The following is a 16111-nucleotide window of genomic DNA, read 5'->3' as shown; positions in this document are numbered from 1 at the left end:
TTTTCGGATAATTGCTTTATTTGAAGAATGATTGTGGGAATATTTTTTTATCTTTTACGAAAGCGGGCATATATAATTTGCATTGGCAATTTGGATTAAAGCTTGCTGCCAAGACTAGCCAAATGTGGGTGTGTCTCTAAGATTAAGCCGGCTGTTTCTTCAATTGAACGATTTGTTACATCAAAAGACTGAATTCCATATTTTTGATAAAGTTCTTTTGCATAGCGCATCTCATTTTGGATGCGTTTTTCATCTGTATAACTGCTATCATTGGTAAGACCTAGTGCATAAAGACGAGAGTGACGAAATTTTTTGATATACTCGGGGTCTGCAATCAAGCCAATAATTTTTTCCTTAGGTACCTGATTTAACTCTGTTGGCAAGTTCACTTCTGGAATTAAAGGTAAATTTGCAACTTTAATTGATTGGTTAGCCAAATACATGGACAGCGGTGTTTTGGATGTCCGTGAAGGTCCCAAGATAACTAAGTCAGCTTTTAGAAATCCTTTGGGATCTTTACCATCGTCATAACGTGAAGCAAAATTAATCGCGTTCATCCGGTAATAATATTGATCGTTCAATTGACTAACAGAGGAAGGATCGTTAATTGGCAATGTATCTGTCAACGTTTCGAACATGTGTAAGATTGAATTTAAAAGTTCTTGATGTTGCAATTTATTTTCTTTACAAAAATTTTTTACTTCTATAGCTAGCTCATCTTGAATAAAGGTAGTTAAGACTGCGCTATTTTTTTCTTTGGCTTCTAATAAAATTTCTCTAAGTGTTTGTTTGTCCCGTACTAAGGGATAACGTTTTAAATCAATCATTTTTCCACGAAATTGCCCAGCTGCTGCATTGGCTAAAACTTGGGCCGCATCTCCTGAAACATCTGAAATAACCACAATTGATAACTTGTCCATCTGTTTACTCCTTTACTTTTTCAATTAGATAATCGTGAATTCGAGTTTTAGTAATTTTGCCAACAGCAATGTTAGAATTATCTTTTTTTATAACTGGTAAAGAATCAACGTGAAGCGTACGTAACTTTTCTGCTGCAGTTAAAAGAAGGTCTTCTTCAAAACAAGTGCTGATTTGAGGAAATCGTGTCATCACCACAGTAACTGGTGTTATATCAATCATTTTATTTAATGAGGCACGTAATAAATCTTTACGAGACAATAAACCGACTAATTCATGACGATCATTCACAACGTATAAAGAGCCGACATCATACATAAAAAGTGTCGTAATTGCATCATAAATCGTACTTTCTTGTGGAATATTTAAAGGTGGAATCATAATTTCTTTGACAGGAATAGTAAGTAGTTCTTTTAAAGTTTCACTTTGATTGAGTGGGCCAGCATAAACATAGCCAACTTTTGGACGTGCTTGAAGAACATCGGTCATGGTCAAAATAGAAAAATCATTTCGTAACGTAGCACGAGAGAGACCCAGTATTTCGGCAATCTTTTCTCCACTAATAGGCTGATTTTTCTTTACAATTTCAATAATGGCCAATTGGCGTTTCGATAATTCCAATTTAATCCCTCCAATCCTTGTTTGACTTGCTATCTTTTGATTCTATCACTTTTAGCCTAAATAAAACACATTATATTTATATAGTATGTCCAAAATAAATAATAGTATATCATATTTTTTATTGACAAAATATATTTACAAAGGTATAGTCGGTTTACAATGAATAGTATATCACTTTGGAGGTAATAGTATGGCTAAATTAACGTATCGTTTTCATGAAGGAAAAAAAGAATGGAAAGATCTCTTGGGCGGTAAAGGAGCAAACTTATGTGAAATGAAAAATCTTAATTTACCAGTTCCTAATGGTTTTGTTATTAGTACAGAAGCATGTCGGAATTATCTGATACAAGAAACTAAATCGTTATCGGGATCACTAGTGGAGGAGATTATATTTCAAATAAAAGAATTGGAAATGTTATCATCTAAAACTTTTGGTATAGGCGTCAATCCGCTACTGTTATCGGTTCGCAGTGGTGCAAAATATTCAATGCCAGGAATGATGGATACAATATTAAACTTAGGTTTAAATGATAAGACCGTGCATGCATTAAGTAAAATTACTGGAAATAGGGACTTTGCTTTTCAATGCTATTGTCGCTTAATTCAAATGTTTGCCGACGTTGTGTATAATGTTGCAACGACAAATTTTGGAACAATTCCTACAGAAACAAAAACTGAGGCAGAATGGAAGGTTATCATCACGAATTATCAAAAAATTTTTGCCACTATGACAGGACGAAAATTTCCGCAAGATGCTTATGAACAGTTGCTAATTGCGGTTGAAGCAGTTTTTTCCAGTTGGAATAATCAACGGGCTAAGGTGTACCGTCGTATTCACGGTATCCCAGATAATCTGGGAACTGCTGTAACTATTCAACAGATGGTTTTTGGTAATTATTCTGCAGAATCTGGAACAGGTGTAATGTTTACTCGAAATCCAGCTACCGGAGAAAAAGGTGTCTACGGAGAATACTTACTACAAGCTCAAGGCGAAGATATTGTAGCTGGAATTCGAACACCAGAATCAATAAGTGGACTACAAGAAGCAATGCCACAGGTGTACGATGAATTAACTAAAATCGCAAATCAACTAGAAAAACACTATTGTGATATGCAAGATGTTGAATTTACTATTGAAGCAGGAAAGTTATATATGTTACAAACTCGTAACGGTAAGCGAACTCCTCAAGCGGCAGTTGCAATAGCTTATGATTTAATGACAGAGGGGTTGATTAGTGAAGAAACATTGATTGCGCGTATTGACGAAGAAATGATTGGACAATTGTTGCACCCCACATTTACCGATGAAGCAAAAATAGAAACGGTGATTGTCCGTGGCTTGCCAGCTAGTCCAGGAGCTGCTGTAGGTCAGATAGCCTTTACGGCGGAAGCTGCAAAAGAAATGTCTAGGAAAGGTAAAAAGGTGATTCTAGTCCGTAATGAAACTTCCCCAGAAGATATAGAAGGTATGAGTGTGAGTGAAGCTATCGTGACTGCTCGTGGTGGAATGACTTCTCATGCAGCAGTCGTAGCAAGAGGGATGGGCGTATGTTGTGTTGTAGGCTGTGAAAATTTACAAGTCGATGAAGAAAAAGAAATGGCAAGTTTTGTCGACGGAATTTTACAAACAGGAGATTTTATTTCAGTCGATGGCAGCAGTGGGCGCATTTATTTAGGAAAGTTAACTTTAAATGAGGCTGAAACTTCTGAAGTTTTAGAAAAAATTTTGAAAATTTGTGATGATCACGCTGCAATGTCTGTTTATGGGAATGCGGAAACGCCCCGTGACATAAAAGAGGCACTTTTAAAAGGAGCAAAAGGAATTGGATTAGCTCGAACAGAGCACATGTTTTTTCAAGCGGACCGTTTAAAAATGATGCGCCAATTAATTTTAGCAGAAGGCAGTCGAGTGGATGAAGCATTAGCTTATCTTAAAGAGAAACAAAAAAACGATTTTCGTCAAATATATCAGATATTAGGTGAATTACCTTGTACAATTCGTTTACTAGATCCACCGTTACATGAATTCTTACCACAAGATAGACAAGAATTACGTGGAATTGCGCAAGAATTAAACTTAAATAGCCACTCCGTAATCGCAAAAGCGAAAAGCTTGGCAGAAGTGAATCCAATGTTAGGTCTGCGGGGGGTTCGCCTAGGAATTATACGTCCAGAAATTTATCAAATGCAAGTTGCAGCGATCATTGAAGCTGCGCTTGAAGTATCTAAGGAAGAAGAAATTACGGTAATACCACATATTATGATTCCTTTAGTTGGGACGATAAAAGAGTTTAGTATGGCAAAGGACAGTTGTGTAGAAATTATTAACGATTTATTCGAAAAAACAAAAATGCGCTTGCCGTTTGAAATTGGGACGATGATTGAAATTCCTAGGGCTTGTTTAATTGCAAATCAACTTGCACAAGTTGCTGACTTTTTCAGTTTTGGGACAAATGACTTAACGCAATTAACTTATGGCTATTCAAGAGATGACGCTCACAAGTTTTTACCAACTTACACACATCACGAAATTCTACCAAATGACCCTTTCCAACATTTGGATCAAGAAGGTGTAGGAGAATTAATGCGTATGGCTTCAGAAATGGGGAAACAAGAAAAAAAATCCTTATCAGTTGGCGTCTGCGGAGAAGTGGGAGGAGATCCAGTTTCTATCTCCTTTATTCAGACTTTGCCTGTAGATTATGTCTCTTGTTCACCCTATCGAATCCCCAATGCCCGTCTTGCCTGCGCCAAAGCTGCAATTGCAAATTCAAAAATAAAAAAGAAGATTTCAATTTGAATTTTAAGTTCCATTAGTAATTTGAACCCGTCGCTTATAAAGCGCGGGTATTTTTTAGTTTATGTTAATAAAAATTTTTTATCCAGTGACAATAATTTCTGTGTAACTTTCTGTTAAAAATCAATACGCTTTCATAAGTCGAAATGAAAGACAGATAAAGAAAACTAACTTATAATAAGTAAATCGAAATTCTTTTTTAAAAGAAGGAAGAAAAATTTTAACGTAATGTTAAAGGAATTATTTTTGGGGGTATAAGATGACTACTTTATTAATTATTGTTGTATTAGTAGTTTTTGCCGCGCTGCTTTATGTCTTTTGGCGCCAACAGCAAAAACACTTGAAATTTTCTACACGAGTTTTTGTCGCACTATTTGTCGGTATCGTTTTTGGTGGGGTATTACAATTAATTTTTAGCACAAAAGATCCCGTTGTTTCAGGGGCTTTGGAATGGATTCAAATTGTTGGAAATGGCTACGTAAGCTTATTGCAAATGCTCGTCATGCCGCTTGTATTTGTTTCAATCGTATGTGCATTTACTCGCATGAAAGAAAGTAGTAAATTAGGAAAAATCAGCTTTACCGTTTTAGCTACTTTGCTAACCACAACAGCAGTGGCAGCCTTAATTGGTTATACAAGCATCGTGTTATTCAATTTGGATGGTGCTTCTTTCACTCAAGGTGCAGCTGAATCAGCCCGGATTGCCGAATTGGCACAACGACAAACACAAGTGGAAAACTTATCAATTCCACAACAAATTTTGTCTTTTATTCCGACGAACGTTTTTGCTGATTTAGCCGGTACACGTGCTACCAGTACAATTGGTGTTGTAATTTTCTCTGCTTTTGTCGGTGTTGCTTATCTTGGTGTGAAACGAAAGGCACCAAAGGAAGCAGAATTTTTTGAAAAATTAATGGATAGTCTTTATAAAATTGTCATGCGCATCGTAACTTTGGTGTTACGTTTAACACCATATGGCGTTTTTGCTTTAATGACCAATGTGTTAGCTTCAAGTGATTTTGCTGCTATTGTTAATTTGGGTAAATTTATTTTGGCTTCTTATACCGCATTAATTGTGGTTATGCTGGTTCATTTATTGGTATTAACTTTTGTAAAAGTGAGTCCTATTACTTATTTGAAAAAAGCAATGCCAGTGCTTAGTTTTGCCTTTACATCTCGCTCATCTGCTGGTTCAATGCCATTAAATATCAAGACCCAAACAAAAGCCTTTGGAGTTGATGACGCAACTGCTAATTTTGCTGCTAGTTTTGGTATCTCTATTGGTCAAAATGGTTGTGCGGGTGTTTATCCTGCAATGTTAGCAACAATTGTCGCTCCTACTGCCGGTATTGATATTTTTAGTTTGCAATTTGTTTTAATGCTAGTAGCTGTTGTAACAATCAGTTCCTTTGGTGTTGCAGGAGTTGGGGGTGGTGCTACGTTTGCCTCTTTAATTGTTTTAGGAGCATTGAATTTACCAATTGCTATTGTTGGATTAGTGATTTCCGTAGAACCATTAATTGATATGGCTCGTACGGCTGTTAATGTTAGTGATGCAATGGTAGCTGGAATTGTTACATCAACGCGTATTAAAGAAATTGATCGTAGCGTACTGGAAGATCCAGATGCTGTCATTGATACACAAGCATAAAAAAATGGTAAGGATTATTCCTTACCATTTTTTTTTACAAATTGTTTCACAAAAAATTTGGCTGTTTTTTCTTTGAATGAATAGAACGGAGAAATATTACACTTCTTAAGAAATTAGTTTACAAAGAAAATTTTCTAGACGCACTGATGTTTCACAGTTACATAATATTTTTCCACAACTACAAAACTATAGAAAACGGATTGATCAAAAGAGTCGTTTGGGTTGAATAATTTAGCCTCATACTCCCAATTTGACCAAACTTCATTTTATTGGCTTAATGATTTACTGCAGTGAGAAATCTCATAAAAGGGGATACTTTTACTATTAGTTGATGGAATGATTGTAAAATGATTGTATTTTGCTACTCTGAATGAAGAAGATAGAAATAAAATTTCGTTAGGAGTGATTTTATGAACTTACGATCATTATTAAGTAAAAGTATGTTGCGGCATTTACGCTTATTAGAATTACTATATGAAAATCATTATGGCTTACCCACAGAAACATTAATGAAAGAATTGAAGTGTTCACTACCAGTTTTATTAAATGATATACGCCTTATCAATGCTGAACAAGATATTGCACAAATCGATAAGTACAAAGGCTTATATCAGCTTAAAATACACAAATCTGCTCCTATTCGTCGTTTATATGCTGAATTTTTACATCGTTCTTCTGAGTTCCAAATTTTTGAAGCACTCCTTTATGAACATCATGATAACATTACGGAACTAGCAGGAGCATTATATTTAAGTGTTTCCAATACACAACGTTACTTGAAGAAAATTCAAGTGTTGCTAAAAGAAATTGGAATTGAATTAAAACATCGTCCTTTGCGCTTAGAAGGGAAAGAGCGGAGTATTCGTCAGCTTTACTATCGGTACTTTTCGGAGAAAAATTATCAAATAGAAATCAAACTTCCTGGACTTACAAAAAATCAGCAAGACAGTCTTGTTGATTATGTGAAAGCTTTTCTTGTGAAAAATAATTTTCCACAAAAACATATTTTTGTTCATCGCTTGGTTTACAATTTGTACATTAGTCTGTGGCGTATGAAAAATCAACACTATTTTCCATCCATACAATTGCAAAATAAATTTCTTGAATTACCAACAGGTACGAAGGTAATACGTTGTCAACATACTGTTATGCAAACTTTTGCGATTTCCTATGAGGAGAATTGGTGCAAAGATTCTCTTTGGCTGTTATATAGTGATAGTTTAATTTTTAGTCTAGAACAACTAGACTTTGTTCGAAAAAATAATGTTCGTGCTGAAGCTCATTTTGCTATACACCAACAATTAGTTTATCAGCTTAATGCGATTTTTACGCGTCCGTTAACACAGGCAGAACAGTTACGGCTAATTTGTACTTTACAAAATTTTTCTTTTTTGTACGCTACTGCAGGAACTTGTGTGAATATACTTCGTCTAGATAAAAAAGATTTTGTTTTACAAATGTCAAAAATATATCCATTAGGAATTGCCAAAATAAAACAATTAGTAATAGAAATTACTAAGGAACATAACTTTTATTTTGAAAAAGATTTTATTATTGCTTATGTATATTGGCTCATAACATTTATTCCAAATTGGATGGAGCGCATAACTTTAAGTTACCAAAAAGTCAAAATTTTGCTACTTTCAAGTTTATCACCTACTTTGGAAAATTATTTAGCTGTTCAAATTACTCAAAAAATCTATGGTAATTTTGAAATTTTACAAGGAAATTATGAAAAAAACTTTATGAATGAGCTAGAACAATACGATTTGATTTTGACAACTGACGATTTGGCATTCTCTGATGAATTACCGGTGCTGCACATCGATTCATATTTATCAGCACAACATATTCTTTTGATACAGGAAAAAGTTAGTGAATTAACGGAAAAAATGTTTGTAGATGAAATTGCTTCTTAAAAAGAAATAAGCTTGAAATCTCATGGGATTTCAAGCTTATTTTTGTTATTCTTACTTTAATTGGAAATCTAGTGTGACAGGGTTGTGATCAGAATAGTTGAATTCCGTATTCACTACGGCAATTTTTTTAACTGTGATATTATCAGAAACAATAAAACCGTCAATTAAAGTTACGAAAGTATGCCCTTTTTTATAGGCTTCGTTTAAATTACGGGCAGACGGAATCTGCGTTTTTGCAAGATTTTCGGTTGGTATATGAAAGCCCTGTGGTAATTTATCTTTTGGAAAAGGATGGGTCCACGTTAGAGGTTCTTTAGACGTATTAAAGACTTCCGGTGCATTTCCTAAAATATCATGATTAAAATCGCCAGCAACTAAAACATAGTTACCTTTTTGGTACTCGGCTGCAAGAAAATCAGTGATTTTTTTTAATTGTGCATTTTGAACTGCTTTATTCTTAGTATAAGCTGATAAGTGGATATTAATAAGAATCAGTTCTTTTCCATTTTTTACTGGAGATTTAGTTACTGTAAAAGCGCGATCATAATCCAAAATTTTTGTAACCCCTTTATCAATTGGGAGCTGATAACGTTTTGCGTCCGATAAAGAACTTTTACTCAATGTAACTAAACCCGATTTCGTTTTTCCAATTGGTTCAAAAAAGGGATAAAAGAGATAAGGAGAGTCAAAATTGACTCCGTAGACACTGTTGTAATTGCCAAATTTTTTTTGAAGGAAATGGACTTCGTTAACATGATAAGAACGATCGCCACTTTCATCTACTTCTTGGTAAAAAATCATATCCGGATTGTGTTTTTTTACAGTGCTTGTAATACCGCCTAGGTTTTTATAAACCATCCCCTTACTATCAGCTCGTGCCTGTGTTCCGCCATCCATAAAGAAACTATAGGTAGGGGGATAAGACGCATAACCGATATTATAAGTTAAAGCACGGTAGTCTTTGTTGGTTTCCAATCGTGCTTCTTGGCGAGAATTAATACTTAAGTCTTTGTTATCTGGGATTCGATGATAACTTAAAAAGACATAGCTTAAATAGCCGATGATAACTAAAAAAAAGATACCGATAAATATTAAAATAAATTTCAACCATTTTTTCATTTTCTTACCTCCTGCTAGTTTATCCTACACAAAATTGTAAAAACTGTCACATGATTCAATTTGTTAATTTTTGGTTTTACTAACTTTAAAGAAGCATTTTAAAGCAATTTGAGGTATAATGCCCAACAAGAGGTGATATGTGTGGTTTGGACAAAAGAAGAAAAAAAAGCTGCTTATGAATTATTATTGTTACAACAAAAAGGACTACTTGAAATTGAGGATGATTTATTAGCGAATCTGGCTAATTCATCGGCTTTGTTGAAAGAAACGTTGCCAGATACGGTATTTGCTGGTTATTACCTTTTTAAAGAAAATCAGTTAATTTTAGGACCTTTTCAAGGGCGTGTATCGTGTACGCGCATTGAGTTAGGTAAAGGTGTTTGTGGGGAAAGTGCCCAAAAACGTCAAACTGTAATCGTAGGAAATGTTAAGGAATATGAAAATTACATTTCATGTGACTCTGCGGCAATGTCTGAAATTGTGGTGCCATTAATAAAAAACAATGAGTTAATTGGTGTTTTAGATTTAGACAGCAGTAAAACAAATAGTTATGATGAAATTGATCAAAAATTTTTAGAAGAGTATGCGCAACTACTAATGAAGTAAGAAAAATTGATCAAATAAATAGTGAAAGACAAAGAATAAAAGTGATTAAAATGTAACTTTAGTGTAGATAAAGCTAGACTTAGAAAATGGTTTTGCCATTTAAAAAAAGATGCTAAACAAAATGTGAATTTGACATTTTGTTTAGCATCTTTTTTATGTTTTTTGTTAAAAATACTTGGCAATAAAATTAAATAATGATATATTTATATTACAATATAATTAAAAAACGGTTATAAAAGGAGAGGCAATGAATAGAGAGAATATTAGTTTAGGTCATGTGTATGAATGTAAACCTGTAGGACTACAACGTCGTGTAATAGGAGAAGTCGTTAAAAAGTTGGAAAATTGTTTGGTACTAAGTGTTGAAAAATATGATTTGATTGATCATGATGAAATACAAGAACGTTTTGGTAAAGTAGTCGTGAAATACTCAGAAGTTTATGGGAAAGCAGAAGTAGAATGTTTCTTTAGCTAAGTTAAATTGAGGTTTTTAGGAAAAACAGGAGCCTAAAAATCAAAAGAACTTCAAAAGGTAGCGTGTAAGAGCCGCTATTTTTTGAAGTCTTTTTTTGTTCCTCTTTTTATCCAAGGTGTAAAGCATTTAGATGAATACCAATAATGTTTTATTTAAGAAAATAAAGAATAAATCCAATTAAAAGGAATAAAAAATAATTTTTCCAAATTAACCCCTCCTTTTTTGATAATTTTAACATGCCGATTAATTACATAATGATGAATTTTTTTTACAATTCGGAAAAAATTAAGACAAAAATGACAAAATATAAACAATGAAAATGTTATACATTAAAAAAATGACCTTCCTTTTTTTGCAAAAGGTAAAAACTTCTAAAAACAAAAAGAGACACAAACCTTTTAAAACAAAAGTTTGTATCTCTAGTGAAAACCACTGAAAACTATCAATGGAGACGGCGGGAGTCGAACCCGCGTCCAAACACATCGCCACCCAAAAGACTACGCTCATAGTCCACTCATTTGGAATTTGCTCAGTAAAACGCCGAGGGACAGGCTTTCTACGTTGCTAGTCTGATAATCTCTTCTAAGTTTTACAGACGGAAAAACTTAGTGTATCCCACTAAATTTGAGACCCTTACCCGAGCACATGGGCGATGCCGGGAGGATCTACGCTAACTGTTTTTAGGCAGCTAAAGCGTAAGAGTTTTCGTTTTTAGCAGTTATATTTAACTGTAACGTTTTAACGTAGCCGTAACCTACGAAGCGCCATTCGAGCTCGAACTATGCCTGTCGAATCCGTAACGTCCCCTTCATTAAAGGGTATTACAGTAAAAATAATTATAACACGAAAGCCAGACTGTGAAAAGTCTGGCAACTTTTTTTATTAAATTAACTCAAAATGTTTCAAAGCGTGGACAATTCCGCCTTCGGTATTTTTTTTTGTAATAAAATCAGCCTGTTCTTTTAATGATGCTACAGCATTTCCCATCGCAATTTTAATATCGCAAGCTTCAAAAAGAGCTAGATCATTGGGGCCGTCGCCAAACGCGTAAGAAGGAACTTTCGTTAATCCTAATTTTTCTTGCAAAATTTTAACAGCAATTCCTTTTGAGACGGTTTTTTTTACGGTATCAAGAGAAAAAGGAGTATTACGATAAAAATTCAATTGTGGAAATTTACTTGCGTAATAATTGTCATTATCTTGTCCCAAAATGAGTAGCATGTTCACGGGTTTAGTTAAATAACCATCGGGATTAACAGGTGGAACAGGGGTGTGAATAAAGTTATAGGCACCTAATAAAAATTTATTATGCTCATTACACCAGATTTCTTTTTCATTATAAAAGGAAATTGCATCGTTGTTTTCTCTAGCTGCTGAATAAACTTCTTCAATTAGATTTTTATCATATAAATCAGAAAAGATTACAGTTCCATCAACGCGAATAAAGGCACCATTCATAATAATATCGCTGTCGATATTCGCTTCTTTCATAATCGCTGCGACCTCGACTTCAGTTCGTCCAGTTGCAATTACAGGTAAGACGTTGTTTTCTTTTAACTGTGTCATAGCTACTTTAATTTCAGGACGCACTTGTGATTTATCGTCCAACAAAGTACCATCCAAATCAAAAAAAGCAATTGCTTTGTGAGTCATATGCATTTCTCCTTTTCGTATAATAATTAAAAGACGGCTAAGTAAGCTAGCTAGTTTTAGCTTTATAACAAACTAAACAATCTCTTAAATGAAATAATCGCTACTATCACTTTAGCAAAATAATTCCGCGCTTACTAGCGATTTTACTGGAAAAGTAAGAAAAGTAGCTTAAAGTAGTCAGCTTAAAAAATTATGCTATTGTCTGGGTGAAATTAAAACTTATTACTATAACACCTTTTTGTAACATTTTATTATCATCTTTTTTTAAAATACACTTGTTTAACGCGTAAGAGAATTCGGAATGTTTTTCTTAACAAAGGGTGAAAAAATATGCAAGCTTGCTTGAAGAAAATGTGAAGTTGTTGGTCTTGCTTATAAATTTCAGTTATACTATGGACAGGGAGTGAAGCAGTTGTGATTTTTTTATATGTTGGCGTTATTATGCTAGTTATTGGCTTTTGTTTCTTTTTATTTCCAGCAAAAAAGCCCAATCCAATTTATGGCTATCCATCAGTTTTAGCAAAGAAAAACAGTCAAAATTGGCAATATGCTCAGAAAACAAATGGTCTTTTCTTATTAGGGGTTGGCTTGTTTTGTTCCGTGATTGGTTTTTTTCTAAAAGAAACTGGAAACACCAATTATTTTATTGCGGAAATGTTGTTAATTCCATTACCAATTATTGGTGTTTTCGCTGGGACAGAAGAATTATTGCAGCGCTTTGATCGTCGCCAGTCAGTGGAAAATAGGAAAGGTAGGGGACAAGAATGAATGTTTTAATGATTGAAGACAATGAAGCTGTCTCAGAAATGATGCAGATGTTTTTTTTAAACGAAGGTTGGGAGGCAACTTTTAAATACGATGGTCAAGAAGGATTAGATGCCTTTTTAGCGCAACCAGGTCACTGGGATATGATTACGCTCGACTTGAATCTACCCGGCCTAGATGGAATGGCGGTGGCTCGAGAAATTCGTAAAATTTCGAAGACAGTACCGATTATTATGTTAACAGCACGTGATTCAGAAAGTGATCAAGTTATTGGTTTAGAAATGGGAGCAGATGACTATGTTACAAAACCGTTTAGTCCGTTAACATTAATTGCCCGCATGAAAGCTTTACATCGTCGTAGTGAATTAGCAGAAAAAGTCGCAGTTGAAAAAGAAGATGACGAAACCTTCGATATTGTTACCAAACACTTTAAAATGAATACAAAAACAAGAGAAGCCTATTTAGATGATACATTAATTGAGGGCTTGACACCAAAAGAGTTTGATTTGCTTTATACCTTGGCGAAAAAGCCGCGTCAAGTCTTTTCACGAGAACAATTACTAGAATTGGTTTGGGATTATCAATACTTTGGAGACGAACGAACGGTGGATGCGCATATTAAAAAGTTGCGCCAAAAAATTGAAAAAGTAGGACCACAAGTAATCCAAACTGTTTGGGGCGTAGGTTATAAGTTTGATGATTCTGGGGTGGCCTAATGCGTTACCTTTATCAGCAACTAATGGCTTTTTGGGTCGTAATTGCCGTGATTTTGTTGATTGTGGGTATTTCTTTTACGCAATTGACTAAGCGCACAATGGAAGATAACAACTATCGACAATTGTTTGGGTATGCCGAATCAGTGGCTAAAACCGCTCAAAATTATGCAGAATTACCCAATGCCAGTGCTGCAACACCAGATGATAGTCTGCATAATTCTTTGTTGTTTACTGAGTTAGCATTAAATCAACAAGATGTCAATTTTGTTTTTGTAGATAAAAGTGGCAAATCTACTTATCCTAACAATGCAAATGTTCATTTTTCTATTGCTGAAAAAGAATGGATGGCGTTAAAAGCAGGAGAACGACAGAAAAAAACTTCAGATACCAACGTGTTTGGTGAACATGAAGTTACTTCTTATGCCATGGTTCCTTTTAATTTAGAAGGTGAATTTTATGGTGCGTTAATCGTGACACAGCCGGCAAAAAATATTTCAGATAGTGTCAATGCAGTGACATTGAACCTATTTAAAGGATTTATTATTTCAAGCGTGATTGCACTAATCATCAGCTACTTTTATGCCAGCATGCAAGTAAGGCGAATTAATCGTATGAAAAAAGCGACAAAAGAAATTGCTAGTGGTAACTTTGATGTTCAGCTACCTGTCCATGATAAAGATGAATTTGATGAATTGGCAGACGACTTTAATAAGATGACAGTTTCTTTAAAAGAATCTCAAGAAGAAATCGAAAGGCAAGAAGAGCGACGGAAACAGTTCATGGCAGATGCGTCTCATGAAATGCGTACACCGCTCACAACTATTAATGGGTTGCTGGAAGGCTTGGAATACAATGCTATTCCTGAAAACCAAAAAGAAAATGCTGTTCGCCTGATGAAAAATGAAACAGAACGCTTAATTCGTTTGGTCAATGAAAATTTGGATTACGAAAAAATCAGGACGAACCAAATTTCAATCGTCGTAAAGAAATTTAATGGAACCGATGCTTTAAAAAATATTTTGACACAATTAGAGACTAAAGCTGAAGCGGCAGGGAACACGTTACATTTTGATGTTGAAGAACCCATTGAGGTATATGCTGATTATGATCGTTTTGTTCAGGTCGTTGTGAATATCATTCAAAATGCAATTCAATTTACTCAAGATGGCGATATTTATGTTAATTTGAGGAAAGGTTACTTGGAAACTATTGTAGAAATTAGTGATACCGGAATTGGAATGACAGAAGAACAGCAACGTAATATTTGGGATCGTTATTACAAGGCAGATCCTTCACGGAAAAATCGTAAATTTGGTGAATCAGGCTTAGGTTTGCCAATTGTGCAACAATTAGTTCGTTTGCATAAAGGGACAATCAAAGTAGAAAGTAAATTGAATGAAGGTACGAAATTTATCATTACTTTTCCTGATGTTGAAATTCCTGACAATAATGAAGCTGAATAAAAACAGGAGTAACTTTCTCACTAATCTTAGTGAGAAAGTTACTCCTGTTTTTGTAGGAAGTTTAAATAAATTGGGTAGAAATAACGTTTCGAAGCTATAAGGTAATCTGCTTTAAATTATCTACTAGGGTTTTGTCAGTAGTTAGAAGACAAATAACAACCTGGTCTTTTTCAATTAAATCACGAAAAAGATTAAAAAGCTGTTGACGTTCTGGAATAGTTAGGGCATTGGTGATATCTTCCAAACAAATAATTTTGTTGTTTGCAAGCAAAGCGCGAAAAAGCTGAAGTTGAATCATTTCGGTAGTCGTCAAATTAGTTAGCTCTTTAGTTAAGAGGGAATCTGTAATTTGTAATTCTTTAGCTAATGGCAAATCTGTAATTTTTTGTTTATAAATCTTATTGGGAAATCCCATCAATAAATTTTCAGTTAAAGAAAGATATGGAATAAAATTAGGCGTCAGGGTAATTTTACCAACATCTGCCGTGAAGTATTGTAATTCTCGTTGAAAAGATTGTTGAGCGTGGGTTAAAGTCGCACCATAAAAAATTTTGAAATGGTGTGATTGGCTAATTTTTTCCATAAAAACACTTCCTTTATTTTCCTATCTCTTTTAATAACTTTAAATGAATTGTATGAATTGACTCTGTACAGCAAAAATATCTTCAACTATCTTTATTCCTTTTTGATTAAACGCATTTTAGTCACGAATGCCCCCAAAGGCAAACCAATGCTGTAATTAGCCAATAACAAAATAATCGTTTGGCAGGCTGTCTTGGCAAGAATATTTAACCAGTCCCGGCTACTAATAAAAACTGACTGGATTAATAGTGGGTAGTTTTTTGGTAAGCGGACACCAAATTTTGTACCATTATTCAAATTTGCTAGATCATTTGTTCGAATCATTTGCGCTGTATGGGTATGGACAAATTCGCAAAGACGCTGTACCAATGGTTGAAAAATTAAGACAAGACAAGTTAAGCAACCAACGATTAAAAGTGCAGGTATAACGAATTCGTAAATAATTTGTAAACCAACTCGTAAATGGGATTGTCCAGAGGTAAAGAAAATCTGCCATTCCCGCTTGCGACGTGTAAAAGTATAAGTAGAAAAAAAGATGGTCAAAAATGTTAACAAACTGAATACCCCAAATACTACTAATCCGTATATGTGCTTCATTTGACTGAAGAAGAACTGTAGTGGCGTTGTCCATTGCTTGTTTTCGTTCATTGGATTACTAGCAAGCATATCTTGCAGGCTATGATAAACTGATTGAGCAGAATTAACTAAACACAATACAAAAAATATACCGACAGTCAAAAGGAGCAATACGATAAAATAAGGAAGGTATGTTTTTCGATGGTAGCGTAAACTTGCAACTGCATAATGAACTGTCCGCATCTTTATC

Annotated in this window: 14 protein-coding genes and 1 other RNA gene; 8 read left to right on the top strand and 7 right to left on the bottom strand. The window is 34.4% G+C overall.

All coding sequences use genetic code 11. The features are described from left to right. Nucleotides 1–95 precede the first annotated feature (95 nt). Together EsVE80_RS08400 and EsVE80_RS08395 are read right to left on the bottom strand one after the other, a co-directional pair. Nucleotides 96–920, bottom strand: coding sequence for a pyruvate, water dikinase regulatory protein (locus tag EsVE80_RS08400; RefSeq protein ID WP_173103312.1), 825 nt, complete (start codon nucleotides 918–920; stop codon nucleotides 96–98). A 4-nt stretch (nucleotides 921–924) separates the two neighbouring features. After that, complete coding sequence (locus tag EsVE80_RS08395; protein WP_173103311.1) at nucleotides 925–1539, bottom strand: helix-turn-helix transcriptional regulator; 615 nt, start codon at nucleotides 1537–1539, stop codon at nucleotides 925–927. A gap of 190 nt (nucleotides 1540–1729) precedes the next feature. On the opposite strand from EsVE80_RS08395, the gene ppdK reads away from it, so the two are divergent. From ppdK to EsVE80_RS08380, 3 genes are all read left to right on the top strand, one after another. Continuing rightward, the gene (gene ppdK, locus EsVE80_RS08390; RefSeq protein ID WP_173103310.1) at nucleotides 1730–4339 is read left to right on the top strand and encodes a pyruvate, phosphate dikinase; all 2610 of its coding nucleotides are present in this window, start codon (nucleotides 1730–1732) and stop codon (nucleotides 4337–4339) included. 256 nt (nucleotides 4340–4595) lie between these two features. Beyond that, the gene (locus tag EsVE80_RS08385) at nucleotides 4596–5987 is read left to right on the top strand and encodes an L-cystine transporter (RefSeq protein ID WP_173103309.1); all 1392 of its coding nucleotides are present in this window, start codon (nucleotides 4596–4598) and stop codon (nucleotides 5985–5987) included. Nucleotides 5988–6397: 410 nt separating this feature from the next. After that, nucleotides 6398–7906, top strand: a complete 1509-nt coding sequence (locus EsVE80_RS08380; RefSeq protein WP_173103308.1) for a helix-turn-helix domain-containing protein — start codon at nucleotides 6398–6400, stop codon at nucleotides 7904–7906. Nucleotides 7907–7957: 51 nt separating this feature from the next. Here the strand turns inward: EsVE80_RS08380 and EsVE80_RS08375 are convergent, their stop codons facing one another. Then, entirely contained in the window at nucleotides 7958–9025 is a 1068-nt protein-coding gene (locus EsVE80_RS08375; protein ID WP_173103307.1) for an endonuclease/exonuclease/phosphatase family protein, read from the bottom strand. Nucleotides 9026–9166: 141 nt separating this feature from the next. Between EsVE80_RS08375 and EsVE80_RS08370 the strand changes: the two genes are divergently transcribed. Together EsVE80_RS08370 and EsVE80_RS08365 are read left to right on the top strand one after the other, a co-directional pair. After that, complete coding sequence (locus tag EsVE80_RS08370; protein ID WP_173103306.1) at nucleotides 9167–9631, top strand: GAF domain-containing protein; 465 nt, start codon at nucleotides 9167–9169, stop codon at nucleotides 9629–9631. Nucleotides 9632–9878: 247 nt separating this feature from the next. Then, nucleotides 9879–10106, top strand: a complete 228-nt coding sequence (locus EsVE80_RS08365) for a hypothetical protein (protein WP_173103305.1) — start codon at nucleotides 9879–9881, stop codon at nucleotides 10104–10106. A 443-nt stretch (nucleotides 10107–10549) separates the two neighbouring features. Here the strand turns inward: EsVE80_RS08365 and ssrA are convergent. Further along, nucleotides 10550–10913, bottom strand: a transfer-messenger RNA (tmRNA) gene (gene ssrA, locus EsVE80_RS08360). A 75-nt stretch (nucleotides 10914–10988) separates the two neighbouring features. Beyond that, nucleotides 10989–11759, bottom strand: a complete 771-nt coding sequence (locus tag EsVE80_RS08355; protein WP_173103304.1) for a Cof-type HAD-IIB family hydrolase — start codon at nucleotides 11757–11759, stop codon at nucleotides 10989–10991. A 414-nt stretch (nucleotides 11760–12173) separates the two neighbouring features. Here EsVE80_RS08355 and EsVE80_RS08350 point away from each other — a divergent pair, with 414 nt between their 5' ends. From EsVE80_RS08350 to EsVE80_RS08340, 3 genes are read left to right on the top strand one after another with little or no spacing between them, the layout of a single operon-like run. Further along, nucleotides 12174–12527 (top strand): SdpI family protein, encoded by a 354-nt coding sequence (locus EsVE80_RS08350; protein ID WP_173103303.1) that lies wholly within the window; start codon nucleotides 12174–12176, stop codon nucleotides 12525–12527. Continuing rightward, nucleotides 12524–13240, top strand: coding sequence for a response regulator transcription factor (locus EsVE80_RS08345; RefSeq protein WP_173103302.1), 717 nt, complete (start codon nucleotides 12524–12526; stop codon nucleotides 13238–13240). The genes EsVE80_RS08350 and EsVE80_RS08345 overlap by 4 nt, the downstream gene beginning before the upstream one ends. Continuing rightward, nucleotides 13240–14703 (top strand): sensor histidine kinase, encoded by a 1464-nt coding sequence (locus EsVE80_RS08340; RefSeq protein ID WP_173103301.1) that lies wholly within the window; start codon nucleotides 13240–13242, stop codon nucleotides 14701–14703. Before EsVE80_RS08345 ends, EsVE80_RS08340 begins: the two co-directional genes overlap by 1 nt. A 94-nt stretch (nucleotides 14704–14797) precedes the next feature. Here the strand turns inward: EsVE80_RS08340 and EsVE80_RS08335 are convergent, their stop codons facing one another. Both EsVE80_RS08335 and EsVE80_RS08330 read right to left on the bottom strand, forming a co-directional pair. Beyond that, a complete protein-coding gene (locus EsVE80_RS08335) occupies nucleotides 14798–15286 on the bottom strand; it encodes a hypothetical protein (protein WP_173103300.1) in 489 nt (162 codons plus the stop codon). A gap of 92 nt (nucleotides 15287–15378) precedes the next feature. Then, complete coding sequence (locus EsVE80_RS08330) at nucleotides 15379–16104, bottom strand: hypothetical protein (RefSeq protein ID WP_173103299.1); 726 nt, start codon at nucleotides 16102–16104, stop codon at nucleotides 15379–15381. Between the last annotated feature and the right edge of the window lie 7 nt (nucleotides 16105–16111).

Origin of the sequence: Enterococcus saigonensis (assembly GCF_011397115.1) — a bacterium.
Lineage (GTDB): Bacteria > Bacillota > Bacilli > Lactobacillales > Enterococcaceae > Enterococcus_C > Enterococcus_C saigonensis.
This window is presented reverse-complemented; position numbering and strand designations above follow the sequence as displayed.